The organism is Sphingobium sp. RSMS (assembly GCF_005406185.4).
GTDB classification, from domain to species: Bacteria; Pseudomonadota; Alphaproteobacteria; order Sphingomonadales; family Sphingomonadaceae; genus Sphingobium; species Sphingobium fuliginis.
The window spans coordinates 2,275,658-2,301,357 of the sequence record NZ_CM191257.1; the positions used below are offsets into that span (position 1 = coordinate 2,275,658).

Annotated in this window: 28 protein-coding genes and 1 riboswitch; of the genes, 6 read left to right on the forward strand and 22 right to left on the reverse strand. The window is 67.3% G+C overall.

Going from position 1 to position 25,700, the window contains the following annotated elements; all coding sequences use genetic code 11:
* Positions 1–39: 39 nt before the first annotated feature.
* The 6 genes from EGM87_RS10940 to EGM87_RS10965 form a co-directional block, all read right to left on the reverse strand.
* Positions 40–273: a BolA/IbaG family iron-sulfur metabolism protein gene (locus EGM87_RS10940; protein ID WP_025546986.1), complete on the reverse strand. Its 234-nt coding sequence runs from the start codon at positions 271–273 to the stop codon at positions 40–42.
* A gap of 19 nt (positions 274–292) precedes the next feature.
* Positions 293–616 (reverse strand): DUF1476 domain-containing protein, encoded by a 324-nt coding sequence (locus tag EGM87_RS10945; protein WP_025546988.1) that lies wholly within the window; start codon positions 614–616, stop codon positions 293–295.
* 60 nt (positions 617–676) lie between these two features.
* Complete coding sequence (gene leuD / locus EGM87_RS10950; RefSeq protein WP_044660150.1) at positions 677–1,270, reverse strand: 3-isopropylmalate dehydratase small subunit; 594 nt, start codon at positions 1,268–1,270, stop codon at positions 677–679.
* Between the two features lie 109 nt (positions 1,271–1,379).
* Positions 1,380–2,834 (reverse strand): 3-isopropylmalate dehydratase large subunit, encoded by a 1,455-nt coding sequence (gene leuC / locus EGM87_RS10955; protein WP_044660151.1) that lies wholly within the window; start codon positions 2,832–2,834, stop codon positions 1,380–1,382.
* Between the two features lie 139 nt (positions 2,835–2,973).
* Complete coding sequence (locus EGM87_RS10960) at positions 2,974–3,660, reverse strand: glutathione S-transferase family protein (protein ID WP_025546990.1); 687 nt, start codon at positions 3,658–3,660, stop codon at positions 2,974–2,976.
* A 222-nt stretch (positions 3,661–3,882) separates the two neighbouring features.
* Positions 3,883–5,475, reverse strand: coding sequence for an isocitrate lyase (locus tag EGM87_RS10965; protein ID WP_025546991.1), 1,593 nt, complete (start codon positions 5,473–5,475; stop codon positions 3,883–3,885).
* Positions 5,476–5,624: 149 nt separating this feature from the next.
* Here EGM87_RS10965 and EGM87_RS10970 point away from each other — a divergent pair, with 149 nt between their 5' ends.
* Positions 5,625–7,022 (forward strand): helix-turn-helix domain-containing protein, encoded by a 1,398-nt coding sequence (locus EGM87_RS10970; RefSeq protein WP_044660152.1) that lies wholly within the window; start codon positions 5,625–5,627, stop codon positions 7,020–7,022.
* 67 nt (positions 7,023–7,089) lie between these two features.
* On the opposite strand, the gene EGM87_RS10975 is transcribed toward EGM87_RS10970, so the two are convergent.
* The 4 genes from EGM87_RS10975 to EGM87_RS10990 form a co-directional block, all read right to left on the reverse strand.
* Positions 7,090–7,698, reverse strand: a complete 609-nt coding sequence (locus EGM87_RS10975) for a hypothetical protein (RefSeq protein WP_044662765.1) — start codon at positions 7,696–7,698, stop codon at positions 7,090–7,092.
* 121 nt (positions 7,699–7,819) lie between these two features.
* On the reverse strand, positions 7,820–8,023 hold the full coding sequence (locus EGM87_RS10980) for a hypothetical protein (RefSeq protein WP_025546994.1): 204 nt from the start codon (positions 8,021–8,023) through the stop codon (positions 7,820–7,822).
* Positions 8,024–8,103: 80 nt separating this feature from the next.
* Positions 8,104–8,520 (reverse strand): DUF5990 family protein, encoded by a 417-nt coding sequence (locus tag EGM87_RS10985; RefSeq protein ID WP_044660153.1) that lies wholly within the window; start codon positions 8,518–8,520, stop codon positions 8,104–8,106.
* Positions 8,521–8,597: 77 nt separating this feature from the next.
* Positions 8,598–9,536 carry a polysaccharide lyase domain-containing protein gene (locus EGM87_RS10990; protein WP_044660154.1) on the reverse strand — a complete coding sequence of 313 codons (939 nt, stop codon included), beginning with the start codon at positions 9,534–9,536 and terminating at the stop codon, positions 8,598–8,600.
* A 201-nt stretch (positions 9,537–9,737) separates the two neighbouring features.
* Here EGM87_RS10990 and EGM87_RS10995 point away from each other — a divergent pair, with 201 nt between their 5' ends.
* Both EGM87_RS10995 and EGM87_RS11000 read left to right on the forward strand, forming a co-directional pair.
* Positions 9,738–11,252: an ABC transporter substrate-binding protein gene (locus tag EGM87_RS10995; protein ID WP_044660155.1), complete on the forward strand. Its 1,515-nt coding sequence runs from the start codon at positions 9,738–9,740 to the stop codon at positions 11,250–11,252.
* A gap of 32 nt (positions 11,253–11,284) precedes the next feature.
* Positions 11,285–11,707, forward strand: a complete 423-nt coding sequence (locus EGM87_RS11000; RefSeq protein WP_025547000.1) for a DUF4112 domain-containing protein — start codon at positions 11,285–11,287, stop codon at positions 11,705–11,707.
* Positions 11,708–11,782: 75 nt separating this feature from the next.
* Here EGM87_RS11000 and nadC read toward each other — a convergent pair whose 3' ends face one another.
* From nadC to EGM87_RS11025, 5 genes are read right to left on the reverse strand one after another with little or no spacing between them, the layout of a single operon-like run.
* On the reverse strand, positions 11,783–12,631 hold the full coding sequence (nadC, locus tag EGM87_RS11005) for a carboxylating nicotinate-nucleotide diphosphorylase (RefSeq protein WP_025547002.1): 849 nt from the start codon (positions 12,629–12,631) through the stop codon (positions 11,783–11,785).
* Positions 12,628–12,813: a hypothetical protein gene (locus EGM87_RS11010; RefSeq protein WP_044660156.1), complete on the reverse strand. Its 186-nt coding sequence runs from the start codon at positions 12,811–12,813 to the stop codon at positions 12,628–12,630. Before EGM87_RS11010 ends, nadC begins: the two co-directional genes overlap by 4 nt.
* Positions 12,813–13,799 carry a quinolinate synthase NadA gene (gene nadA, locus EGM87_RS11015; protein WP_044660157.1) on the reverse strand — a complete coding sequence of 329 codons (987 nt, stop codon included), beginning with the start codon at positions 13,797–13,799 and terminating at the stop codon, positions 12,813–12,815. The genes EGM87_RS11010 and nadA overlap by 1 nt, the downstream gene beginning before the upstream one ends.
* 41 nt (positions 13,800–13,840) lie before the next feature.
* Complete coding sequence (locus tag EGM87_RS11020) at positions 13,841–14,560, reverse strand: DUF4230 domain-containing protein (RefSeq protein WP_044660158.1); 720 nt, start codon at positions 14,558–14,560, stop codon at positions 13,841–13,843.
* Positions 14,545–15,423 carry an MBL fold metallo-hydrolase gene (locus EGM87_RS11025; protein WP_044660159.1) on the reverse strand — a complete coding sequence of 293 codons (879 nt, stop codon included), beginning with the start codon at positions 15,421–15,423 and terminating at the stop codon, positions 14,545–14,547. Before EGM87_RS11025 ends, EGM87_RS11020 begins: the two co-directional genes overlap by 16 nt.
* 65 nt (positions 15,424–15,488) lie before the next feature.
* Here EGM87_RS11025 and EGM87_RS11030 point away from each other — a divergent pair, with 65 nt between their 5' ends.
* Complete coding sequence (locus EGM87_RS11030) at positions 15,489–16,385, forward strand: tyrosine recombinase XerC (RefSeq protein WP_044662766.1); 897 nt, start codon at positions 15,489–15,491, stop codon at positions 16,383–16,385.
* A 57-nt stretch (positions 16,386–16,442) separates the two neighbouring features.
* Here EGM87_RS11030 and EGM87_RS11035 read toward each other — a convergent pair whose 3' ends face one another.
* The 4 genes from EGM87_RS11035 to rsmI all read right to left on the reverse strand — a co-directional run bounded on the left by EGM87_RS11035 (position 16,443) and on the right by rsmI (position 19,442).
* The gene (locus EGM87_RS11035) at positions 16,443–17,042 is read right to left on the reverse strand and encodes a DedA family protein (RefSeq protein WP_044662767.1); all 600 of its coding nucleotides are present in this window, start codon (positions 17,040–17,042) and stop codon (positions 16,443–16,445) included.
* 76 nt (positions 17,043–17,118) lie between these two features.
* The gene (gshB, locus tag EGM87_RS11040; protein WP_044662768.1) at positions 17,119–18,096 is read right to left on the reverse strand and encodes a glutathione synthase; all 978 of its coding nucleotides are present in this window, start codon (positions 18,094–18,096) and stop codon (positions 17,119–17,121) included.
* A 135-nt stretch (positions 18,097–18,231) separates the two neighbouring features.
* Positions 18,232–18,585, reverse strand: a complete 354-nt coding sequence (locus tag EGM87_RS11045; protein ID WP_025547016.1) for a YraN family protein — start codon at positions 18,583–18,585, stop codon at positions 18,232–18,234.
* A 14-nt stretch (positions 18,586–18,599) separates the two neighbouring features.
* Positions 18,600–19,442 (reverse strand): 16S rRNA (cytidine(1402)-2'-O)-methyltransferase, encoded by an 843-nt coding sequence (gene rsmI / locus EGM87_RS11050; RefSeq protein WP_025547019.1) that lies wholly within the window; start codon positions 19,440–19,442, stop codon positions 18,600–18,602.
* Between the two features lie 11 nt (positions 19,443–19,453).
* On the opposite strand from rsmI, the gene EGM87_RS11055 reads away from it, so the two are divergent.
* Complete coding sequence (locus EGM87_RS11055; protein ID WP_044660160.1) at positions 19,454–20,656, forward strand: penicillin-binding protein activator; 1,203 nt, start codon at positions 19,454–19,456, stop codon at positions 20,654–20,656.
* A gap of 46 nt (positions 20,657–20,702) precedes the next feature.
* Here the strand turns inward: EGM87_RS11055 and EGM87_RS11060 are convergent, their stop codons facing one another.
* A complete protein-coding gene (locus tag EGM87_RS11060) occupies positions 20,703–21,482 on the reverse strand; it encodes an ABC transporter ATP-binding protein (RefSeq protein WP_044660161.1) in 780 nt (259 codons plus the stop codon).
* Positions 21,476–22,471: a FecCD family ABC transporter permease gene (locus tag EGM87_RS11065; protein ID WP_044660162.1), complete on the reverse strand. Its 996-nt coding sequence runs from the start codon at positions 22,469–22,471 to the stop codon at positions 21,476–21,478. The genes EGM87_RS11060 and EGM87_RS11065 overlap by 7 nt, the downstream gene beginning before the upstream one ends.
* Before the next feature lie 107 nt (positions 22,472–22,578).
* Here EGM87_RS11065 and EGM87_RS11070 point away from each other — a divergent pair, with 107 nt between their 5' ends.
* Positions 22,579–23,409 carry an ABC transporter substrate-binding protein gene (locus EGM87_RS11070; protein WP_371873057.1) on the forward strand — a complete coding sequence of 277 codons (831 nt, stop codon included), beginning with the start codon at positions 22,579–22,581 and terminating at the stop codon, positions 23,407–23,409.
* 7 nt (positions 23,410–23,416) lie between these two features.
* On the opposite strand, the gene EGM87_RS11075 is transcribed toward EGM87_RS11070, so the two are convergent.
* Entirely contained in the window at positions 23,417–25,231 is a 1,815-nt protein-coding gene (locus tag EGM87_RS11075) for a TonB-dependent receptor plug domain-containing protein (RefSeq protein WP_044660164.1), read from the reverse strand.
* A 170-nt stretch (positions 25,232–25,401) separates the two neighbouring features.
* A riboswitch (cobalamin riboswitch) is annotated at positions 25,402–25,616 on the reverse strand.
* Positions 25,617–25,700 lie beyond the last annotated feature (84 nt).

The window sequence follows — 25,700 nt, forward strand, 5'->3', positions numbered from 1 at the left end:
TCAGGCGCCGCTATCAAGGCGCATTTCGTCCAATGGCCGTTAATTGGGAACGGCGGTGGTCAGTTGCAAGGCGTGGAGCACGCCGCCCATGCGGCCGCCCAGCGCGGCATAGACCGCCCGCTGCTGCGCAATGCGGCTCATGCCCCGGAAACTCTCCGCCACGACACGCGCCGCATAATGATCGCCATCACCGGCAAGGTCGGTGATCTCGACCTCCGCATCGGGGATCGCGGCGCGGATCATGTCCGCTATTTCCTCGGCTGCCATCGGCATGGCGAAAGGGTCCTGATGCTTATTGGGCTTCGATGAACATGCGGCGGGCGATGACCTGCTGCTCGTCCAACGCGGCGCGAACGCCTGCCTCGTCGATGTCGATGCCCGCCTGCGTCATGTCGCCCAGCAGCTTGCGGATCACATCCTCGTCGCCCGCTTCCTCGAAATCGGCCTGCACGACCGCCTTGGCATAGGCGTCCGTTTCCTCGGGGGTCAGGCCCATCTTCGCCGCCGCCCATTCACCGAGAAGGCGGTTGCGCCGCGCCTGGATGCGGAACTGCATCTCCTGATCGTGCGCGAACATATTTTCAAAGGCCTTTTCGCGGTCGTCGAAGGTTGTCATGCCTGTGCCCTGTAAAAGGTGAAATGGATCGTCCGATCCGAAATAGGAAGATCGGGACGCTTACGCAACGGCGGGGACGAGCCAGGGACGCGTTCCGGCGTCCTTCGCCTCGAACGCGCCGATCGCGTCCGCCTGCCCCAATGTCAGCCCGATCTCGTCCAGACCGCCGAGCAGGCAACGCTTGCGGAAGGGATCGATCTCGAACTGAAAGCGGTCCTGAAACTGTGTCGTGACGGTCTGATGCTCCAGATCGACATGGATGGGGTCCGTCCTGGCCACCTCCATCAGCCGGTCTATCGCCTCCTGCGGCAGGACGACCGTCAATATGCCGTTCTTGAAGGCATTGCCGGAGAAAATGTCCGAGAAGCTGGGCGCGATCACCACCTTGATGCCAAGGTCGGCCAGCGCCCAGGCGGCATGCTCGCGGCTGGACCCGCACCCGAAATTGTCGCCCGCGATCAGGATCGGGCTGCCCGCATAATCGGGATCGTCGAAGACATTGCCCGGTTCCTTGCGCAGCACTTCGAAGGCGCCCTTGCCCAAGCCCGCACGGGAAATGGTCTTGAGCCAATGCGCCGGGATGACGATGTCGGTGTCGACATTCTTCATCCCGAACGGATAGGCCCGGCCGTCGACGATATTCAGCTTTTCCATCAATGCGCCTGCTTGCTCGCCGGGCGCGGCGTGTCTTCCGCGCGCCCCAGGGTCGCCGCCATGGCGGCACTTGCCAGCGCGCCCAGCGCCAGCAGCCAGAATACCTTCTTCATGCGACCGCCTCTCCCCTTTTTTCACCCATCAGTTCGCGTACGTCCGTGAGATGTCCGGTGATCGCGGCAGCGGCAGCCATGACGGGCGAGACGAGATGCGTCCGCGACCCCGGCCCCTGCCGGCCCATGAAATTGCGGTTGCTGGTGGATGCGCAGCGCTCGCCGGCGGGCACCTTGTCCGGGTTCATGCCCAGGCAGGCGGAGCAGCCCGGCTCCCGCCATTCGAAACCGGCTTCGGTGAAAATGCGGTCCAGGCCTTCGGCTTCCGCCTGGCGCTTGACCAGCCCGGAACCGGGCACGACCATGGCATGCTTGATGCCGCTGGCGATCCGGCGGCCCTTCAGCAGGCCAGCGGCGGCGCGCAGATCCTCGATCCGGCTGTTGGTGCAACTGCCGATGAAGACATGTTCGATCGCCACATCCTCCATCCGCTGTCCGGCGGAGAGGCCCATATAGTCGAGCGACTTCTGCGCGGCCGCGCGCTTGGAGGCGTCGGCAAAGCTTTCCGGATCGGGCACCACGCCAGTGACCGGCACGACATCTTCGGGGCTGGTGCCCCAGGTGACGCTCGGCACGATGTCAGCGGCGTCGATGACCACGCTCTTGTCGAACACCGCGCCTTCGTCCGTCGCCAGCGTCTTCCAATAGGCGACGGCGGCATCCCACTCCGCGCCCCTGGGGGCCATCGGGCGGCCTTCCAGATAAGCGAAAGTCTTTTCGTCAGGCGCGAACAGGCCGGAGCGCGCGCCGGCCTCGATCGACATGTTGGCGACGGTCAGCCGTCCCTCGATCGACATGTCGCGGAACACCGACCCGCGATATTCCATGACATAGCCGGTGCCGCCCGCCGTGCCGATCCGCCCGCAGATCGCCAGCGCGACATCCTTGGGCGTGACGCCATAGCCCAATTCGCCCTCGACCACGACTTCCATGGTCTTGGACTGCTTCAGGAGCAGCGTCTGGGTGGCGAGCACATGCTCGACCTCCGACGTGCCGATGCCGAAGGCCAACGCCCCCAGCGCGCCGTGCGAGCTGGTATGGCTGTCGCCGCAGACCAAAGTCGTCCCCGGCAGGGTGAAGCCCTGCTCCGGCCCGACGACATGCACGATGCCCTGTTCGGGGTCCGCATCCCCGATCAGGCGGACGCCGAATTCCGGCGCGTTCCGCTCCAGCGCCGCAAGCTGCTGCGCGCTTTCCGGATCGGCAATGGGAATGCGGCGGCCCGCGGCGTCGCGCCGCGCCGTGGTCGGCAGGTTATGATCCGGCACCGCCAGCGTCAGTTCGGGACGGCGCACCTTGCGCCCGGCGATCCGCAGCCCCTCGAACGCCTGGGGACTCGTCACCTCATGCACGAGATGGCGATCGATGTAGATCAGGCAGGTTCCATCGGGACGGCGCTCGACGACATGCGCGTCCCAGATCTTCTCATAGAGTGTGCGGGGCTTGACCATAGTGATTTCCCCCTAGACCCAGACAGGACAGGGGAAAAGGGGAAAAGCGGCCATTTTTTGCTGACGCTGGAGATAGCCCGACCGCAGGACGCCGCGCCGACGGGTTAGCCGGACGCGGCGTGCACGCTGGACATCGGGCTCAAATCGCCCGGTCGTCCCGCACGATGCGCCCCGCGGCGCCGAGTTCCGCTTCATGGCTTTCCTCGCGCCAGGTTTCGGCCAGCGCCGCGCTTTCCCATTCGCGCATCGCGGGCAGCGCCAGCATATGATCGACCCAGCCAAGCGCCACCGGACCGACATCGAGGCCATAGGTGCGCACCCGGAAAACGACCGGTGCATAGAAGGCGTCGGCGGCAGTGAAGGCGGGCCCGGCCAGGAACGGCCCCCCGAAGCGGGACAACCCCTCCCCCCATAATTCGGTGAGCCGGGCGATGTTGCGGTTCAGGGAGGGAGAAGGCAGGTGCGGTTCCACCCGCACGCCGACATTCATGGGACAATCATTGCGCAGGGCGGCGAAACCGCTGTGCATTTCCGCCACGGCCGATTGCGCCCACGCCCGCGCGGCTTCTTCCTTCGGCCAGACTTCCGCATGCCTGTCCGCCAGATAGAGCGTGATGCCCAGCGAATCCCAGACGGTCCGGTCCCCGTCGATCAGGGCAGGCACCTGGCCCGTTGGCGAAAATTCGCGGAAGGCAGCGTAGTTTTCAGCGGCGGCGAATGGCGCCATCCGGTCTTCGAAGGCTATGCCCAGCGCCTTCATCAGCACCCAGGGGCGCAGCGACCAGCTCGAATAATTCCGGTTGGCGGTGACGAGGGTGTAGGACATCGGCTTCTCCCGGTAGAACGGAGCGTCCGGAATAGACCTGCCTGCCGCCCTGCGAAAGCCGGAACGGGACAAGGGTTTCACAGCTGGCCTTATGCAAAAAAACGGCCCGGAGCGCGAGGCTCCGGGCCGCCAAGTCCTTCCACCCTGATCACGGGAACTGCACTCCCGCGATCCGGACCGTTCGGCAGCCTTCGGGCTGCAAACTGGTTCCCGCCGCAGCCCTTAGGCTGCGAACTGATTCATCGTGTTGTGTGCGCCGCCGGCCTTCAGCGCCGCTTCACCCGCGAAATATTCCTTATGGTCGTCGCCAATGTCCGAACCGGCCATGTTCTGATGCTTGACGCAGGCGATACCCTGGCGGATTTCCTTGCGCTGAACACCCTCGACATAGCCGAGCATGCCTGCCTCACCGAAATATTCCCTGGCAAGATTGTCGGTCGACAGAGCGGCAGTGTGATAGGTCGGCAGGGTGATGAGGTGATGGAAGATGCCGGCCCGCGCCGCCGCATCCTTCTGGAAGGTGCGGATCTTCTCATCGGCCTCACGGCCGAGGTCCGTCGCGTCGTAATCGGCGCTCATCAGCTTCGCCCGGTCATAGGCGCTGACATCCTTGCCCTCGGCGGTCCAGGCGTCGAAGACCTGCTGGCGGAAGTTCAGCGTCCAGTTGAACGAGGGCGAGTTGTTGTAGACCAGCTTCGCATTGGGCACGACTTCGCGGATGCGGTCGACCATGCCGGCGATCTGCTCGACATGCGGCTTTTCGGTTTCGATCCACAGCAGGTCCGCGCCGTTCTGGAGCGAGGTGATGCAGTCGAGCACGACGCGGTCCTCGCCGGTTCCGGTGCGGAACTGGAAGAGGTTCGACGGCAGGCGCTTGGGACGGAACAGCTTGCCGCCGCGGGCCAGCACGACATCGCCCCGCAGGCTGCCCAAGTCGGTGACCTCCTCGACGTCGAGGAAGCTGTTATACTGGTCGCCCAGGTCGCCATCTTCCTTGCTGTAGGCGATCTGCTTGGTGAGGCCGGCGCCCAGCGAGTCGGTGCGGGCGACGATGATGCCGTCGTCGACGCCCAGCTCCAGGAAGGCGTAGCGGACCGCGCGGATCTTCGCGAGGAAGTCCTCATGCGGCACGGTGACCTTGCCGTCCTGGTGGCCGCACTGCTTTTCGTCCGAAACCTGATTCTCGATCTGGATGCAGCAGGCGCCCGCCTCGATGAACTTCCTGGCCAGCAGGTAGGTCGCCTCGGCATTGCCGAAGCCCGCGTCGATGTCCGCGATGATCGGGACGACATGGGTTTCGTAATTGTCGATGTCATGGCTGATCTTCTGCGCCTTGACTTCGTCGCCGGCTTCACGGGCGGCGTCGAGGTCGCGGAACATCATGCCCAGTTCGCGGGCGTCGGCCTGGCGGAGGAAGGTGTAGAGTTCCTCGATCAGCGCGGGGACGCTGGTCTTCTCATGCATCGACTGGTCGGGCAGCGGGCCGAATTCGCTGCGCAGCGCGGCGACCATCCAGCCGGAGAGGTAGAGGTAGCGGCCCTTGGTCGTGCCGAAATGCTTCTTGATGCTGATCATCTTCTGCTGGCCGATGAAGCCGTGCCAGCAGCCCAGCGACTGGGTGTAGTTGGCCGGATCGGCGTCATAGGCGGCCATGTCGCGGCGCATGATGCCGGCGGTGTAGCGCGCGATGTCGAGGCCGGTGTGGAAACGGTTCTGGAGACGCATGCGGGCGACCGATTCGGCCGCGATGCCGTCCCAATGGCCCTGACCCCCGATGGTGGCGCCAGCCTTCGTGATTTCCTGTTGGTAGGTCATGACAGCTCGATCCCATGAACGATGTGGTGAATGAATGGCGTTTTTCTAATCGGGCTTTCGCGGGTGCGGCAGGGGGCGTGAAGTTCAGTTGTAGAACTTTACAAGAATTGCGTGTAAAGTTGTAAAGGCTGCACAGGAGCGCTTGACGAATGGCCAAGGATCGACCGGTTTACATGGGGCCGCGGCTGCGCAGGCTGCGGCGCGAACTGGGTCTGACGCAGGCGGACATGGCGGCGGATCTGGAGATTTCCGCCAGCTATGTGGCGTTGCTGGAGCGCAACCAGCGGCCGCTGACCGCCGACATGCTGTTGCGCCTTGCCCGCACCTACAAGATGGACATGAGCGAGCTGGCGGGCGACGGCGGCGCCGAGCAGACCGCGCGATTGCAGGCGGTGCTGAGGGACCCGATGTTCGCGGACATCGACCTGCCGGTGCTGGCGACCGGGGATGTCGCGGTCAATTATCCGGGGATCACAGAGGCTTTGCTGCGGCTGCACACCGCCTATCGCGAGGAGCAACTGGCGCTGGCGGACCGGGGCGTGGAGCGGGAAGATGCCGCCGAGGCGCCCGATCCGGTGGCCGAATCGCGGCGATTCCTGGGCGCGCGGCGCAACAGCTTTCCGCTGCTGGACGATGCGGGGGAAAAGCTGGCGCAGGAGGTGGAGGCGGCGGGGAGCCTGTCGGCATGGCTGAAGGCGAAGCATAATCTGCGGGTACGGCGCCTGCCGCCCGACGTCATGGCGGGATCGATGCGGCGGCTGGACCGGCACCGCGACGCGGTGCTGCTGGACGACGCGCTGGACGGGGCGAGCACCCAGTTCCAACTGGCGTTGCAGATCGCCTATCTGGAGATGCGCCGCGATTTCGACGCGGTGCTGAAGGACGGCCAGTTCGCGAGCGAGAGCGGGCGGCGGCTGACCCGCAGGGCGCTGGCCAGCTATGGCGCGGCGGCGATCCTGATGCCCTATACGGCGTTCGCCAAGGCGGTGGAGGCGCGGCGTTACGATGTGGAGGCGCTGGCCCGGCAGTTCGGCGCGAGCTTCGAGCAGACGGCCCACCGCCTCACCACGCTGCAAAAGCCGGGGCAGGAGCGCGTTCCCTTCTTCTTCCTGCGCGTCGACCATGCGGGCAATGTCAGCAAGCGGCTGGACAGCGCGGGCTTTCCCTTTGCGCGCCATGGCGGCTCCTGCCCGCTCTGGTCGGTGCATCATGCGTTCGAGCGGCCCAGGGAATTGCTGACGCAATGGCTGGAACTGCCCGACGGGCAGCGATTCTTTTCCATCGCGCGGACGGTGACGGCGGGCGGCGGCGGCTGGGGCGCGCCGAAGATCGAGCGGGCGATCGCGCTATGCTGCGCGGCGGAGCACGCCCATCGGCTGATCTACACGACTGGCGAGGCCACGCCCGAACCCACGCCGATCGGCGTCACCTGCCGCCTGTGCCATCGCAGCCAGTGCATGGCGCGATCCGCCCCGCCCATCGGGCGCGACATGCTGCCGGAGGATTTCCGGCGAACCCACGCGCCCTTCGGTTTCGCCGACGGGTGAGCGCGGCGGCGGCGGATCGTGGCGGGTCCGGCTGACCTGCGCCGGACCCGTCCGCCCCTTTTTGGCTTCAGCGCGGATCAGGCCCGCGCACATCGTCCTGCCTCAGCCGCGAGACCGAAGGCGCCATGCGGTGATCGACCGGCTCATGCACCAGATCGTCGAACAGCGCGCGATAATGGATCATGGCGCGGCGCAGGTCTTCGGTATCCGCGTCGCCCCGCGCATGGCGCAGGGCGATGTCATGGGCCGCGTGATAATTCTGGACGACTTCGGGATGGTCCACCGACAGGTCGGCCGAGCGCTGCTCGAAGTCCACGACGGGATAGCCGCGCACCTCCATCACCTCGGCCAGCAGCACGTCGGCCCGCGAGACCGCGCCCTGCGGATCGTCGACGAACTGCGCCTGCACCCGCACCCAGGCGTCGGTGAAGGCATCGGCCTGTTGCGGCGAAAGCGGACGGATGGGGAAGGCGGCGACGCGCTTCTCACGCTGTTGCAGTTCCGCCTCCGCCTTGCGCGCGCTGCCGGTCATTTCCACGGTTCGGCCATATTCCGGGCCGAACCGGGCGCGCAGATCGGCGCGGCGGCGATGGGCGATGGCCATGACGGCGACCGCAACGACAAGAACAAGCGCCAGAAGCGCCAGGCCGACTTCCAGCGGGGTCAGAGTGACCATGACATCTCTCTCCTCCACGGCCTTCGCAAAGCCGCTGTCGACGCCCGCCGCCTGCACGGGATCAACCTGTTTTGCCGGGCTTTGTTCCGGGGTCGAGAGAGGCGCCGATGGCCCCGGAAAGCTAACCCTCCATAAGATCGAGATAAGCCACCACGTCATTGTCCGTGGCGAGGAAAAGGCCGTCCTGCACATCCTGCGGCTGCTGCTCCGCGATGCGCAGGGCTTCGCTCAACGGGCCGTAAAAGAGCGTCGTCGCCGCGCCGCCGCCGTCAGCGTCGCTAAGATGATAGAGGCGGACGGTGGCCGAGTTGTAGGTGGTGCGCATGGGCAGGGATTATCGGCGCGGCGGTCAGGCCATGCAAGTCGGATCGGATGCATTTCGGGGTGAGAAGCAACCTTTGCTCCTCAGTTCGCAACCCGCCAGCCGTCGAGCGGCTGAATGGTGGCGCAGGACGGGCCGTCATCCCTGGCGCGGCCGGGCAAGTGACATTCCAGCGCCGCAGGCGGCGCCGCCTGTTCCAGAAGATCATGAGAAATATCGTGAACGTCGATCTTGGCACGGCGGCTCCACGGGGACGCAGGATCGCCGGCCTGACCGCCGATGGCGATATAGACGAAGCGGCGTTCTGGACCTTCCCGGCGGACGAACTCGCCGCTGAGCTTCGGCCCCGGCGCGAGCTGGACCGGCACATCGAAGCGAAGGGCTTCGTTGCGCGCGACCACCGGGCCTACCGGCGCACCCTTTCTGTCTTGCAGGCTATAGGTGACATCCGGAACCGGATTGTCGATCACCAGACGGAGAATGATCGTCCGCTTCGCCATGATCGCTTGCCCTCCAATCGCTTCGGAAAGGGTCAAGCTTATAGGAGAATGCGAGCCGATGGCGGAATTTGGCGCCGTCAGCGGCGATCGGTGATCCTGATGCCGGCTGCCAGACGGTTCGGGCCGATCTTCACCGCGTCGTCGGTGAAATTGGCGACGAAGCTGCTGTTGCGCTGCAACCCCGGCACGAAGGAGGCGCGGTTGTTCGCGATGGAGAGGTTCGTGCTGTCCTGCTCCCGCCCCTCCGGCGCCACGGTGATGAAGGCGCTGTAATTGTCCTTGTCGCGGCCCTGCACCATTTCATTGCCGCTGATCGTCCCGCTCGCGCCGTTGGAAAGGTCGATCATATAGTTGGTGAGCCGCCCGCCGCTGTCGTCGAAGCTGTTGTCGGTGATGGCGACGCGGGGCGTGCGGGTTTTCAGATAATGACCGCCATCGCCCTGGTCGAAGCGGGAGCGGGTGACGGTCAGGCTGCCGTAACGGCCCGCATAGATGCCGTGGGCGCAGGCGAGGTCGCGGTCGCAGCGCCCCAGATGGCGGAAGGTCGACCTGTCGATGCTGATCGCGTTGCCCGGCGCGTCGCCCGTCAGAATGCCTTCCTCGCTGTTGCGGAACAGGCTGTTGGCGACGGTCAGGTTGCCGCTTTCCAGCCGGATGCCCGCGCCATTGCCATCGGGCACGCGCAGATTCTGGAAGATGAGGCCGTCTATGGTGCTCGACCGGCCGCGCAGCACCAGCGCCGCCTTCTGCTCGCAGGCCACGCCGTCGAGGATGGCGGTGCCCGGCTTCTGCGCGCGGATGGTGACGTCGCCGCCCTGCTGCACCGCGCATTGCGCATAGCTGCCCGGCGCCACCAGCACCGTGCCGCGGCCATTGCCGATCGCCCGGATCGCGTCCCCCAGCGTCGCATAGCTTCGCCCGCTTTCCGCCACGGTGAAGGGCGACGTCACCCCCTGCGCCAGCGCGGTTGCCGTCACGGCGGCGGATACAAGCAGGAGAGTCGAAAAAAGGCGCATATCCAAGGATATAGAGGAGCGCCTTTCTGCGGCCAATGCGGAGTCATGGTTAATGAAATATTGTTCCGCTATGGGACAGCGGGAAAACGCCCCCTTGCGCCCGGCATGGTTCCCGCGATTCTGCGGCTTTGGCCGGTCCCCGCACATGCCGCATCATGACGGTTGGCGCGGGCGCGGTTGCGGGTTAAGCCTTGTCCGGACATGGTTTCCGCCCCTTCCCGTCCCTTTCCTGCCTGGCTGACCCTTTGCGGAGCCGCCCTGATGGCGGCGATGACGGGCGGCTGCTCTGACGAGGGGAGCGGACCGGTGACGGTCAGCGTGATCGGCAGCCCCGCCGATTTCGCCACGCCGCTGGAGAATCTGCCGGACCCCGGATCGAAGCTGTTCCTGGAAACCACCGCGCAGGGGCTGGTGGCGTTCGATGCCGGCGGCGAGATCCTGCCCGCCCTCGCCCAGCGCTGGATCGTGGAGGACGATGGCCGCAGCTATATCTTCCGCCTGCGCCGCGCCTTCTGGCCCGATGGCAGCAAGGTGCTGGCGAAGGATGTCGGGCGGCTGTTGACCGCGCGGATAGAGGCGCTGCGCCGGCTGGACCCCGCCGGGCCGCTGGACGCGGTGCAGGACGTGGTGGCGATGACGGGCGAGGTGATCGAGATCAGGCTGGCGGCGCCGCGCCCCTATGTGTTGCAGATGCTGGCCCAGCCGCAGATGGCGATCCTGTCGCGGGAGGGGGGAACCGGCCCCTACCGGCGGGAGAAGCGGGGCGGCGTTCCGGGGAAGGCGCTGGTGCTGACGCCGGTGGAGCGGGCCACGAACGAATCCGGCGACGAACTGCCGGTGCCCGCCTGGCAGACCCGGATCGTCCGGGCGGAGCGGGCGGCGCTCGCCATCACCCGTTTCCAGCAGGGCAAGGCCGCGCTCGTGCTGGGCGGGCGTTTTTCCGACCTGCCGCTGCTGGTGCCGGCGGGGGTCGACCGCGACGATGTGCGGATCGATCCGGTGCAGGGGCTGCTGGGGCTGGCGGTGACGGGCCGGAGCGGGGCGAGCGGCAAGCTGCTGGAGGATGACGGCGTGCGGCGGGCGATCAACATGGCGATCGACCGCAGCCGCCTGCCGGTGATGTTCCCCGTCGGCGGCTGGGCCACGACAGAGCAGATCGTGCCGGGCCAGCTCGACCTGCCCGCGCCGCCCGCCGTGCCGGATTGGTCCCGCCTGTCGCAGGATGAACGCTGGGCGCAGGGACAGGCGGTCATGAAACGCTGGCGCAGCGAACATGGCGATCCGCCGGCGTTGCGCGTGGCGCTGCCCAGGGGGCCGGGCTCCACCCTGCTGTTCGGGCTGGTGCGGCATGACCTGGGCATGATCGGCCTGGCTGTCGAGCGGGTCGACATGGCGGCCGATGCCGATCTGCGGCTGGTCGACGAGGTTGCGGCCTATGACAGCGCGCTCTGGTATCTGGGGCGGATCGGCTGCGCCCGGAAGGTGCATTGCTCGGCGGAGGCGGAGGCGCAATTGCAGGCGGCGAGCCTTTCCGCCAGCCTGGACGAGCGCATGGCCCGCGTGGCGCAGGCGGAGGCGCTGATGCAGGCGCATAACGGCTTCATCGCGCTGGGCGCGCCGGTGCGCTGGTCGCTGGTGGCGCGGCGGCTGACCGGCTTCATGGCGTCGCCCCGGGCGCGGCACCCATTGAACCATCTGTTCAGGAGCACCAACTAGAGCATCGAAAGCCGATGCTTGGAGGACGGATGATGGCGATTTCGCAGGACCAGTTCGACCGGATCGTGCGCGACATGCCCGGATTCGGCCGCGATCCGGCTTCGGTGCGCAGGCGGATCGAGATGATGGAGGCGATGCTGGAGGGGCTGTTCGTCCTTCCCGGCACCAACCGGCGGGTCGGGCTGGACAGTCTGGTCGGGCTGATCCCCGTGGTGGGCGATTTCGCCACGGCCGCCATGGGAGCGTGGATCGTGTGGGAAGCGCGGAACCTGGGCATGTCGAAATGGCAGCTCACGCGCATGGCGGCCAATGTCGGCTTCGATACGTTGATCGGCGCCATTCCCTTTGCCGGGGATGTTTTCGATTTCTTCTACAAGTCGAATACGAAGAATCTGCGCATCATCCGCAACCATCTGGACCGGCATCATCCATCGACCGTGATCGTCGAGGGTTAGGCTGTATCGACATGCAGCCCTGGCGGCCTGCAAATGCGCCCAGCGGCGGGCAAGCGCCGGGGCGCACGCGCGGCCTCAGGCAAAGGCGAAGTCAAGGCCGATGTCGGCGGCGGGGGCCGATTGGGTGAGGCGGCCGACGCTGATATAGGTGACGCCGGTTTCCGCCCTGGCGCGGATGGTGTCGAGCGTAACGCCGCCCGATGCTTCGGTGGGGACGCGGCCGCCGACCAGCGTGACCGCCCCGCGCAGGGTGGGCGCGTCCATATTGTCGAGCAGGAGGTGCGTGGCCCCGGCGGCGAGCGCGGGTTCGATCTGGTCGACGCGGTCCACCTCCACGATGATGCTGGCGATTCCGGCGGCGGCGGCGCGGCGGACGGCCTCCTCCACCGATCCGGCGACGGCGACGTGATTGTCCTTGATCATCGCCGCGTCCCACAGGCCCATGCGGTGATTGGTCGCGCCGCCCATGCGCGTCGCATATTTTTCCAGCACGCGAAGGCCCGGAATGGTCTTGCGCGTGTCTAGCAGCGTCGCGCCGGTACCGAGGATCGCGTCGACATAGGCGCGGGTCATGGTCGCGATGCCGGTCAGGTGCTGGACGGTGTTGAGGGCGGACCGCTCGGCCGTCAGCATGGCGCGGGCCTTGCCGCGGATGCGCATGATGTCGGTGCCCGCAGGCACGCGATCGCCGTCCTCCTTCAGCAGTTCGATCTCCACAGCCGGATCGAGCGCGCGGAAGAAGGCGGCAGCGATCGGCAGGCCCGCCAGCGTCACGGCGTCGCGGCTGTCCATCACCCCGTCGAAGACCGCGTCGGCGGGGATCACCGCCTCGCTGGTGACGTCGCGGCCATCGGGGCCAAGGTCTTCCGCCAGGGTCGAGGCGATGAAGGCGTCGAGATCGAAGCCGGGGAGAGCGAAGGTCATGCTGCCGCCAGCCTTTTTGCGATCATTTCCATCATGGCTTCCTGCTCGCTGCCGGCCGGGAAGGTCCAGAAGTCATGCTTGCGCCGCGGCCATGGCCAGTCGCGGCGCAGAATGCCGCGCAACCGCTTGTCCGATATATGGTGGCGGCGCGCGACTTCCACGGCCGTGACCATCCGTTCCATCAGCGCGTGCCCAGATCGCCCTGCCCGACCGTGCCGCTCGCCATTTCGAGCATGCGGTCGAGGCTCTTCTTGGCGGCGAGGCGCAGCCCCTCCTCCATCTCGATGCGCGGCTGGAGGTCGCGCAGCGCCAGATAGAGCTTCTCCATCGTGTTGAGCGCCATATAGGGGCAGATATTGCAGTTGCAGTTGCCGTCCGCGCCGGGCGCGCCGATGAAATTCTTTTCCGGCACCGCCTTCTGCATCTGGTGGATGATATGCGGTTCGGTGGCGACGATCAGCGTGTCGCCGGGCATGGTCTTGGAAAATTCCAATATGCCGCTGGTCGAGCCGATATAATCGGCATGGTCGACGATATGGGGCGGGCATTCCGGGTGCGCGGCGACAGGAGCGCCGGGATGCTGGGCCTTGAGCTTCAGCAGTTCCGTCTCGCTGAACGCCTCATGCACGATGCAGACGCCCGGCCAGAGCAGCATGTCGCGGCCCAGCTTGCGCTTCAGATAGCCGCCCAGATGCTTGTCGGGGCCGAAGATGATCTTCTGATCCTTCGGAATCTGCGCCAGGATCTTTTCCGCCGAGGAGGAGGTGACGATGATGTCGGAAAGCGCCTTCACCTCCGCCGAGCAGTTGATGTAGCTGAGCGCGATATGGTCGGGATGCGCCTCCCGGAAGGCCTTGAACTGGGCGGGCGGGCAACTGTCCTCCAGACTGCATCCCGCATCCATGTCCGGCAGCACCACGATCTTTTCCGGCGAGAGGATCTTCGCCGTTTCCGCCATGAAGCGCACGCCGCAGAAGGCGATGACATCGGCGTCCGTCTCCGCCGCCTTGCGCGAGAGTTCCAGCGAATCGCCCACGAAATCGGACAGGTCCTGGATCTCCGGCTTCTGGTAATAATGGCCGAGGATGACGGCGTTGCGTTCCTTGCGCAGCCGGTCGATCTCCGCGCGCAGGTCGATCCCCTGCGGGATTCCGGTGATGGCGTTCATGTCCCTACCCTGCTCCTTGAAGGGCCTTCATCCAGCGCCCCCTAACGGGCGTTGCGGCTGTTGGCCAGTACATCGTTGATGGGCGTCGTCACGTCCCATCGATCCCAGTCGCGGTCGGCGCGTTCCGGCGGGAAGGTGACGATCACCCGCGCGTCGCCATAGCCCAGCGCCCCCAGCGGCGCGCCGAGCAGCCTGCCGAGCGCGGCGCGGCCATAATCGCGCGCCTGCGCCATGCGTTCGGGCGAGCGCGCTTCCCTGTCCGCGCGTCCCTGCGCGTGGAGCGAGGTGCGGCGGCTGAGTTCCTCCCCCGCCTGCCGGGTCACGAACAGGCCGTTGGTCTGCACCAGCGTCCGGCGGCTTTCGTCGATATTGGGCCGCCCCGGCTTCACGTCCGGCGCGTTGACGATGAGCGTCCGGGTCTTTTCATTCCATTCCAGATCGCCGGCGCCGATGCCGCCGACGTCGATGAAATAGGCGACCGAAAAGGGCATCTTCACCAGCTGGTCCGACTTCAGCAGCCCGAAGCCGCGCACATCCTGCGCCGTGCTCTGTATCGTGCCGGACAGTTCCGACACCTTGAGGCTGGAGGCGCCCGCGAAACGTTCCGCAATGACCCTGGTGACGGCCGAGCCGTCCTCCTCCACCGTCACCGCATAGTCGCGTTCATAGCGGTGCCAGCCGACCAGCATGGCCGCCCCTGCGGCGAGCAGGGCCAGGACGGCCAGGACGGGGCCGGCGAAGCGCTTCAGCGCAACTGCCATCGTCCGTCCCCCGTCGCGGCGGCGATGCCGCGCCCGTCGAGGTCGATGAGATGCGCCAGCACCGAACGCCCCGCGGCGCTGTGCAGCCGGGGATCGACGCCCCTGTACATTTCCGTGACCATGGCGGGGATTTCCGATGCGCCGTTGCGTTCCAGAAAGCGCAATATCTGGCCTTCGCGCTGCTTTCGGTGGCCCATCATGCCGCGCACCAGCCGCTGCGGATTGTCGACCGCATCGCCATGGGCCGGATAATAGACCGCGTCGGTCCGGTCGAGCAGCCGCTGCATCGAGGCCATATAGGCGGTCATGTCTCCGTCCGGCGGCGAAACCACGCTGGTGGACCAGCCCATCACATGATCGCCGGTGAATAGGGCATTTTCCTCCGCGAGCGCGAAGCAGAGATGGTTGGAGGTATGGCCCGGCGTCGCAACGGCCGTCAGCGTCCAGTCCCGGCCGCCAAGCTGTTCGCCATCCGCCAGCACCCGGTCCGGACGATAGGCGGCGTCGAAGGCGGCATCGGCGCGGGGTCCGTCGTCGTCCAGCGTCAGCGGCGCGCAGCCGACGACCGGAGCGCCGGTCCGGGCGCTGAGCGGCGCGGCGGCCGGGCTATGGTCGCGATGGGTGTGGGTGCAGAGGATCGCGCTGACCGGACGCCCGCCGATCGCGTCGAGCAGCGCGGCCAGATGCGCCGCGTCGTCGGGGCCGGGATCGATGACCGCCACATCCTGCGCGCCCACCAGATAGGTCTGCGTGCCCGTATAGGTGAAGGGCGAGGGATTGGGCGCGAGCACGCGACCCACCAGCGGAGAAAGCCGCATCAGCGCGCCGGTGGGCAGGTCGGCCGGATCGAAGGGTGTTGCCATGTCCGATCCCATGTGCCCATTTCCGGGCGGTTTTCAAGGGCGATCCCCTGCCCTATCATGGCGCCATGGCGGCTTCGGACGATCTTTGCGAACAATGGCGGCGGCATCTGGCGCTGGACCGGCGGCGGTCGGTGCATACGGTGCGCGCCTATGTGGCGACCGCCGAACGGTTGCTGGCCTTCCTGGAGGAGCATCGCGGCGAAGCGGTGACGGCGGCGATGCTGGCGGGCATCGAACAGGCCGATCTGCGCGCTTTCCTGACGGTGCGGCGGATGGACGGCATCGGCAACGTCTCGGCGGCGCGGGAATTGTCGGCGGTGCGCGGTTTCCTGCGGTTCGTGGGCGGCGAGGATGCCCGCGTCCCGATGCTGAAGGGGCCGCGGGTGAAGCGCGGCCTGCCCCGCCCCGTATCGCCCGACGAAGCCGTGGCGCTGGCCGGGGACATAGCCGAAACCGCGCGGGAGCCGTGGATCGGCGCGCGGGACTGGGCGGTGCTGCTGCTGCTTTACGGGGCGGGACTGCGCATCGGGGAGGCGATGGGATTGACCGGCGCGGTGCTGCCCCTGGGGGAAACCCTGCGCGTCACGGGCAAGCGGGGCAAGACCCGGATCGTGCCGTTATTGCCGCAGGTGCGGGAGGCGATGGAAGCCTATATGTCGCTCTGTCCCTTTGGGCAGGAGAAGGACGGGCCGCTGTTCCGGGGCGCGCGGGGCGGGCCGCTTTCGCCGGCGCTGATCCGCCGCGCCGTGCAGGGCGCGAGGGGACGGCTGGGCCTGTCGGACCGGACGACGCCCCATGCGCTGCGCCACAGTTTCGCGACGCATCTGCTGGGGCGCGGGGCGGACCTGCGGTCGTTGCAGGAATTGCTGGGCCATGCCAGCCTGTCCTCGACGCAGATCTATACGCAGGTCGATGCGGCGCATCTGCTGGATATTTATCGCAACGCCCATCCCCGGGCGTGAAGCCGTTTCCTCGTCCGAACCGGGTTCCTGCCCGCGCGGGAGCATGACGATCCGGGATCACCCCCTCGGCTTCCAGGTGGCCAGCCGCCAGAGGTAGAAGAGGACCGCCCCGACCACGCAGGCGGTCGCCACGGGTCCGACATATTTGTCGATGTCGCGGAAATTCTGGCCCAATATATAGCCCGCATAGGCAAGGACGATGTTCCACACCAGCGCCCCGCCGCTGGTCCAGAGCAGGAAGCGGAAATGCCCCATGCGGAACAGGCCGGCGGGCAGCGAGATCATCGTGCGGAAGGCGGGCATGAAGCGGAAGACGAACACCACGATCTGCCCATATTTGCCGAAGATATGATCGAGCGCCTCGACATCCTTCCACTCCAGCGTCGCCCAGCGGCCATAGCGGTCGACGATCGGCTTCAACCGGCCGAAGCCCAGCCGGTGGCCGATCATATACCAGAAATAATTGCCGATGGTGGTCCCGACGGTGCCCGCGAACAGCAGCCATCCCATCTCCATCCGGCCTTGCCCGACGCGGATGCCGCCAATGCCCATGATGAGTTCGGACGGGATCGGCGGGAAGACATTTTCCAGCACCATCAGGACGAATATGCCCCAATAGCCGCCCGCATCGATCAGGCGGAGGACCCAGTCGGTCATCCGATCGCCCATCCCTTCGCGCGGTCGGCCCTGCCGCATGGCGTCCCCGCCCCGGCCGGGATGACGCCATATCGATTCAAGCGGCTGCCCGCGCCGCCAGCCGGGCGTCGATCGCGTCCCAGATCATCCCGCCGGTGTCCGTGCCGTTGAAGGCGTCGATGGAGACGATGCCGGTCGGGGACGTCACGTTGATTTCCGTCAGCCATTCGCCGCCGATCACGTCGATGCCGACGAACAGCAGGCCGCGCCGCCTGAGTTCCGGACCCAGCGCTTCGCAGATTTCCAGTTCGCGTTCGGTCAGCACCGTCTTCGCGGCCGAACCGCCCACGGCGAGGTTGGAGCGGATCTCGCCCGCGCCGGGAATGCGGTTGACCGCGCCCGCGACTTCGCCGTCGACCAGCACGATCCGCTTGTCGCCTTCCGCGACGCCAGGGATGAAGGCCTGCACCATGAAGGGTTCGACCCAGGAGGATTTGAACAGTTCCACCAGCGCGGAGAGATTCGCGCCGGACCGCCCGACATGGAAGACGGCATTGCCCGCGTTGCCGTAGAGCGGCTTCACCACGACTTCGCCATGCTGGGCGAGGAAGGACTTCACCTCCTCCAGGTCGCGGGTGATCATCGTCGGCGGCATGAAGCGCGCATAGTCGAGCACGAACAGCTTTTCCGGCGCATTGCGGACGGAGGCGGGATCGTTCACCACCAGCGTTTCTTCCTGCACGCGCTCCAGCAGGTGCGTGGCGGTGATGTAGCTGAGGTCGAAGGGCGGGTCCTGCCGCATGAGGACCACGTCGACGTCCCGGCCAAGGTCCAGCACCTCCGCCTCCCCGAAGGCGAAATGGTCGCCCTCCACCTTCTGCACCCTGACCGGGCGCGCCCGCGCCAGCACGCAGCCGTCGCGATAGGTGAGGTCCGGGGCGAGATAATGATAGAGCCGGTGTCCCCGCGCCTGCGCCGCCAGCATGATGTGGAAGGTCGAATCGCCGCCGATCCTGATGCCCTCCATCGGGTCCATCTGCACGGCGACGGTGAGCGGGTTGAGTTCGGTCGTCATCGACTTGCTTTTCCTACCGTTCGGGATGGGCCTGTCGAAGCCCATCCCTTTCCTGAAGAGAAGTTTCGCCGTTGAGCAAGCTCGGCCCTCGGGTCGACAGGCTCAGGGCGAACGGAACGGGAGGATCGGTTCAACCTACCCCCCGTGCCAGACATTGGCCAGATGGCGCGGCGGGCGGCCCGGCGCAAGGAGCATCACGTCGATTCGCATGTCGTCGCCCGGTTTTGCAAGGTCGTGGAACAGGATTTCCGCCGCCGCCGCGACGCGGGAGAGGCGGCGTTCGTCTATGGCGAGGTGAAGATCGGCATCCGTCGCCCTTGCCTTGACCTCGACGAAGGCCAGCATCCTGCCGCGCCGGGCGACGAGGTCGACCTCCCCCGCGGGCGTGCGCAGGCGGCGGCCGACGATCTGCCAGCCCTTGAGCCGCAGCCACCAGCCGGCGATGCGCTCCGCCTGTTTTCCGCGCTTTTCGGCTGCCCGGCGCTTCACCCCCCGAGTTCCCGTCACCCCCTGAGTTCCAGCGCGCGATCATAGAGGGCGCGGCGGTCGAGACCGAGCTTCTTCGCGACCTCCCCAGCCGCCTTGGACAGGGGGAGGCGTTCCATCGCCTCCAGCAGCGCCGCGTCGGCATCCTCGGCGCTGGCGGGCGGCGCCTCGCCGGGGGGGCCGACGGTGACGACGATCTCCCCCCTGGGCGGGGCGTCGGCATAGCGGGCGGAGAGTTCGCTCAGCGTGCCCGTTGCGGTTTCCTCGAAGGCCTTGCTGATCTCCCGCGAGACGGCGGCTTCGCGGTCGCCCAGATGCTCCGCCATGGCGGCAAGGCTTTCCGACAGGCGCGGGCCGCTTTCGTAGAAGACGAGCGTGGCGCGCAGGGCAGCGACTTCGGCGAGGACATCGCCCCGCGCCTTCTGCTTCGACGGCAGGAAGCCCATGAAGAGGAAGCGGTCGGTGGGCAGGCCCGACAGGGTGAGCGCGGCGATGGCGGCGCTGGGGCCGGGCAGCGTCGTGATCCTGCGTCCGGCGGCGCGGGCGTCGCGCACCAGCTTGTAGCCCGGATCGGAGATCAGCGGGGTGCCCGCGTCCGAGAGAAGCGCCACCGATTCGCGCGCCATCCGCTCGATCAGGCGGGCCCGCACCCCCTCCGCACTATGGTCGTGATAGGGGACCATCGGCCGGTCGGACCCGGCATGGCGCAGCAGCCGTGCGCTGACCCGTGTATCTTCCACGGCGATCACATCGGCCAGACGCAGGACTTCGGCCGCGCGGGGGGTTAGGTCTGCAAGGTTGCCGATCGGCCCCGCAACGATGTAAAGCCCCGGTTCAAGCCTAGACGGTTCAGTTTCCATAAGGATGCCAGATGACAGAGACGGATGCCCCCCGGCAAGCGGACTTGTTCGCTTCGATGCGACGCGCCGGGCGGATTTTGTTCGCCGCGACGGCTTTGCTGGTCGCCGCCTGTCAGTCGATCGTGCCCAAGGGCCCCGGTCCGGCGCAGCCCAGCGGGCCGGTGCAGACGGGCCCCGACGTCACCGAAGGCCTGCCCACCGACACGCTGCGCCATCGCGTCGCGCTGCTGGTGCCGATGAGCGGTCCCAATGCCGGGGTCGGCCAGTCGATCGCCAATGCGACCACGCTGGCGCTGCTCGACACCAAGGCCGACAAGGTGCGCATCACCACCTACGACACCGGGGTCGGCGCGGCGGCGGCGGCGAACAAGGCGCTGGCGGACGGCAACAAGCTGATCCTGGGGCCGTTGCTGGCGGAGGATGCGCGGATCGTCGGCCCCATCGCGGCGCGGGCCAATGTGCCGGTCATCAGCTTCTCCAACGACACCAGCGTCGCCGGGAACGGCGTCTACGTCATGGGCTACAACCCCAACCAGTCGATCGAACGGGTGGTGGAATTCGCCAGGGGCAAGGGCCTGTCCAAATTCGCCGCGCTGGTGCCCAAGGGAACCTATGGCGAGCGGTCGGGCACCGCCCTGTTGCGCGCGGTCGAGGGTGCGGGCGGAACCGTGGTGTCGATGCAGACCTTCGACCGCAGCCCCGCCTCCATCACGGCGGCGGTCAGGAAATTGCAGGCGTCCTCCAGCTATGACGCGCTGCTGATCGCGGACAGCGGCCGGGTGGCGGTGCAGGTCGCGCCGATCGTGCGGAAGAATGGCGGCGCGACGGCGCGGCTGCTGGGCACCGAATTGTGGAATACGGACAGCGGCCTGGCATCCAGCCCGGTGCTGCGCGGCGCCTGGTTCGCCAGCGTGTCGGATGGCCTCTACCGCCAGCTCGCGACCAAATATCGGGCGCGCTACGGCAATGCGCCGTTCCGGTTGTCGGCGCTCGGCTATGACGCGGTGCTGCTGACCGTGCGGATCGCGCGCGACTGGAAGCCGGGGACGACCTTCCCGGCGGCGCGGCTGCGCGATGCGGGGGGCTTTGCCGGGATCGACGGCGCGTTCCGCTTCGGCCGGGACGGCATTGCGGAACGGGCGCTGGAAGTGTCGGAGATCGGCGCGGGCACCTTCACGGTCGTCGCGCCCGCGCCACGCGCCTTTGCCGAATAGCGTGCCGCGTGCTCCTGCAACGGCGGGAGCACGCCGCAGATGACGGTCAGGACGCGGTCCGCCCGGTCGGCAGGATCAATGGCCAGTCGCCGTCCGTTTCTATGCGCGCCGAAATGCCGTACACTTTGGCGAGATTCCCCGCCGTCAGCACGTCCAGCGGCGCGCCGTCGGCCACCGGCGAGCCGCGATCCATCAGCACCAGCCGGTCGCAATAGCGCGCCGCCATGCCCAGGTCGTGCAGCACGGTGACGACCAGCGATCCCGCCCGCGCCTCTGCCCTGAGCAGGTCCATGACGTCGATCTGATGCCCCGGATCGAGCGCGGCCAAGGGCTCGTCCGCGATCAGCGCGGGCGCGCCGACCGCCAGCGCCCGGGCCAGCAGCACGCGGGCGCGCTCGCCCCCCGACAATTCGGTCGCCACCCTGCCCTTCAGATGCAGCGCGTCGGCGCGCATCAGGGCGGCGTCGATCAGCGCCTCATCCTCCACGGAAAGGCGGGACAGCGGCCCCAGATGCGGCAGGCGGCCCAGCGCCACCAGCCGCTCCACCGCCAGCGGCCAGTGCAGCGTCTGTCCCTGCGGCAGATAGGCGATGCGCCGGGCGATCTGCTGCCGGCCGAGCCGCGCGCTATCGGCGCCGTCGATGAGGACGGAGCCGTTTTCCCGTTTCACAAGGCCCAGCATGGCGCGGATCAGCGTCGACTTCCCTGCGCCATTGGGACCGATGATGCCGACCAGCTCGCCCGGCCCGAGCTCAAGATCGACGCCGCTTACCGCCGGATGGCGGCCCAGCCTGACGGAAAGCCCCTGGGCGCGGATCGTCACCATAGCCGCCTCTCCCGCATCAGATGCATCAGGAACACCGGGACACCCAGCAGCGCCGTCAGCACCCCCAACTTGAGTTCGCTGCCGGTCGGTATCAGCCGCACGCCGATGTCCGCCAGCGTCAGCAGCGCCGCGCCGCCCAGCATGGAGGGCAGCAATATGGCGGAGGGGGAGCGGTCGGTCAGCGGCCGCACCAGATGCGGCACGATCAGGCCGACGAAGCCGATCGCCCCGGACACCGCCACCGCGCCGCCGACGCCGATGGCGACGCCCAGCATCAGGCGGATGCGCGCCCGGCGAAGGTCGATGCCGAGCGCCTGCGCCCCATCCTCCCCCAGCGTCAGCGCGTCCAGCGTCCGTCGGTCCGCGATCAGCAGCGCCGCCCCCACCACGACGCAGGGCAGCGCGATCCAGACATGGCCGTAGGCGCGGTTTTCCAGGCTGCCCATCAGCCAGCTCATGATCTCCATGGCGGCGAAGGGATTGGGCGACAGGTTCAGCGACAGGCTGATCCCCGCCCCCGCCAGCGTCGCGATGGCGATGCCGGCGAGGATCAGCGTGAGCGGGCTTTCCGCGGGCCCCGCGAGCAGGAACAGCGCGGCGATGCCGATCAGGCCGGTCATGATGGCGAGCGCGGGAAGCGCCAGCGGATGCGCCTGCGCCAGCCCGAAATAGAGCGCGCCGACCGCGCCCAGCGCGGCGCAGTTGGAGGCCCCCAGGACCGAAGGTTCGGCCAGCGGGTTGCGCAGATAGCCCTGAAGCGCCGCGCCCGCCAGCCCGAGCATCGCGCCGACGATCAGGCCAAGCAGCATGCGGGGCAGGCGCAGGTCGAGAAGGATGGCGCGGGCGACGTCATCGCCGCCGCCGCCGAGGACGGCGAAGATGCGCGCCGGGGAGAGCGGAACCGCGCCCAGAGTGAGGGAAGCAAGGGCGGCCAGCAGCGCCAGCGCCGTCAGCGTGGGGATCAGCAGCGGATGGCGCCGGGCGCTCATGGCTTGCGCGTCCTTCCCTGCTTGCTACAGCGTGCCGTGCTCCTGCGAAGGCGGGAGCACGTTGGTTTGTTGAGGCACGATCCGGGAGCAGCAGCGTGCGGTGCAGAATGATCTTTACAACGTTCTGCGCCCTGGCCCTGACCGGCGCGGCGCCCGCCAAACCCCGGCGCATCGTGTCGCTCAACACCTGCGCCGACCAATATGTGCTCGCTCTGGCGGACCCGGCGCAGATCGCCGCGCTCAGCCCCTATGGGCACGACCCGGAACTGTCGGCGGCGGTCGGCAGGGCCCGCGCCTTCCGCACCCTCAAGCGCCCGGCGGAGGAAGTGCTGGCGATCCGCCCCGACCTGCTGATCGGCTTTCCTTCCGGCGGCAGCGTCGTCGGCGCGCCGCCGGGCGAGTGGCGGACCCTGGGGCTGGCGAGCGCGGACAGCTATGCCATGATCCTGACGCAGATCCGGCAGGTGGCGGCGGCGGTCGGCCATCCCGAACGGGGCGAAGCGATGATCGCCCGGATGAACCGCGACCTCGCCGCCCAGCCCCCGCCGAAGCGTCGCGGCGTCGCGGCCTATTATCAGCGGCGCGGCTATATGACCGGCACCGGCACGCTGGTCGACGACCTGATGCAGCGGGTGGGCCTGATCAATCTGGCCCGCAGGCTGGGCAAGCCGGCGCTGTCGCAACTGTCGCTTGAGGAGATGATCGCCGCCCGTCCGGACTGGCTGATCGTGGAGAGCGGCAGCGAGAAGGTGGTCGATCAGGGGACGGAAATGCTGCACCACCCCATACTGCGCGCCATCCCGCGCATCCGCGTGCCGCAGGCGTGGACGGTGTGCGGCGGCCCCGCCTATGTCGAGGCGGCGCGGGGCATCGCAGCGCAGCTTGACGGCGCTGCGCACAAGGGCACGGCGCGGGTGAACGCCGCGCCGCGCCATTAGGCTATTTTCAGAAGCGCACACGCACGCCGCCGAAGGCCGACCGGCCATAGGTGCCATAGCCATGGACCGTGGCATATTTCTCATCGGTCAGATTGTCGATGCGGCCGTAGATCTCCAGATTTTCCCGGATCGGGAAGGATGCCCGCACGTCCGTCACGGCATAGCCGTCCAGCCGGATCGCGTTGGTCGCATCGTTGAAGCTGTCGCCCACCATCGTCACGGTCGCGCCGGTCGACAGGCCGAAGGGCCAGACATAGTCCGCCGAAACGCTGACCGCATCGGCGGCGCGGCGCGGCAGCCGGGCGTCGGTATTGCGGTCGCGCGCATCGACATAGCTGTAGGCGGCGGTGACGGTCAGCGCCTCGACAGGCTTCAGGGCCAGCATCGCCTCCACCCCCTTGGCGCGGGTGCGGTCGAGATTATTGTAACCGCCGTAAAGACCGATCGAATAATCATAGTTGATCTGGTCTTTGGTGTCGCGGCGGAAAGCCGTGACGGAGAGGATCGCCCGGTCGCCGTCCAGCCTTTGGTCGAAGCCGATGTCGTAGCTTTTCGACCGCTCCGGGCGCAGGCCCGCATTGCCGACGTCGGCGCCGTAAAGCTGGTAGAGCGAGGGGGCCTTGAACCCCTCCCCATAGCTCATGCGGATGTTGGTCGCGCCGGCGTTGGGCGTGTAGTTCGCATTGGCGCCGAAGGTGGTCGCGCCGCCGAACTGGCTGTGATCGTCATGCCGCGCGCCGGCGGTCAGCGACAGGCCGGCGACCGGCTTCACGATGGCCAGCGCATAGACGCTGTCCATATCGGCCCGGTGGCTTTCGGTCGAGCCGAAGCCGGAGAAGTCGTAGTCGGGCCGTTCATGTTCATAGCCGAAGACCAGCTTGGCCTGATCGACCGGCTGATAAACACCCTCATATTCGAAGCGCAGATTGGTGCCCGAATAGCCATAAGGGCCGAATGCGGATGTATAGTCGCGGTCCATGCGGAACCAGGTCACGGCCGCCCGGTTGGTGAGCCTGCCGTCGAACAGCGACAGGTTCAGACCGGCATAGCCGACATATTGATCGGATTTCGAGCTGTCGGCGGTGCTGTCCACCACGCCGTTGTCGGTATCCAGATCGGCATGGATATAATAGCCGCGCAGGTCGAGGCTGAGCGTATCGGTGAAGGCCAGCTTGAGCTTGGCATTGGCGGCGATATTCTCATACCCGTCCTTTTCCGTGCCGCTGGCGGCGGAGGAAATGCCGTCGGTGTTGAAATAGGCGATGCCGACGCCGCCCGAAGCGATGCCGCTGCCGCCCGAAACATCCGCCTTGGCGTTCAGCGTATTGCTGTAACCGTAATCGACCGAGGCATTGCCCGCGAAACCGGCGGCAGGCGTGCCGGTCATGATGTTGACGACGCCGCCTATGGCCTGGCTGCCATAGGCGATGGAGTTGGACCCCCTCAAAATTTCGATTCGCCGGATATTGCCGGTCAGCAGATTGCCGAAGTCGTACATGTCGCCGATGCCGCTGGTGTCGTTGACCTTGACCCCGTCGATCAGCACCAGCGTCTGCGTCGTTTCCGCCCCGCGCAACGAAACCCCGGTCACGCCGCCAAGGCTGCCGCTGCGGTTGAAGCGCACCCCCGGCGTGGTGGCCAGCAGGTCGACGACGCTGACGCTCTGGCGGGTGCGGATGGTGTCGGCGTCGATGACCGTGACCGCCTGGCCGACCTCGTCGCGCGGCTGTTCGATGCCCAGCGCGGTGACGATGATCTCATCCTCCGCCAGGGCGGGAGCGGCCGCGAGCAAGGCGGCGATGGAAATGGAAATCCTCAACATGTCTATATTCCCCCTGAGCGCCGGTGCAACATGGCTCAGGGCGTCCGCTCGCGCGGCCGGACGGGGGAAATGGCCGGCGCCCGTGCCCTCCCCCCGCACCGATGCGGCCCTGCGCCGCTTCGTCGCTCAGACGGAGAACACCGTGCCATGGCCATACCCTGGACCAAGGCAAGAGCGACCATGCGCCGGCAGGTCTCCTGGCTCGCGGGTCAATGCGGCGATGCACGCCTTCCCGGACTTGCGTCCAGTGGCCGGCCCCTGGGCCGAAGTGCATCGCGCTCACCGCTTACAGTTGCAGGGACAGCCGCGGAATAGGACGGTTTCCCGTCCGCACCGCATTCCCGTTTTCAGCCCCCTTCGGGGCACCGGCGCGATCTTCTTTTTGCGCGCGAAGGCATTGCCCCGCCCGCGTCCCGCGCCATAAGGGAAAGCGGCGGCCATGCCAAGAGGCAGCCATGGAAGGAGATTG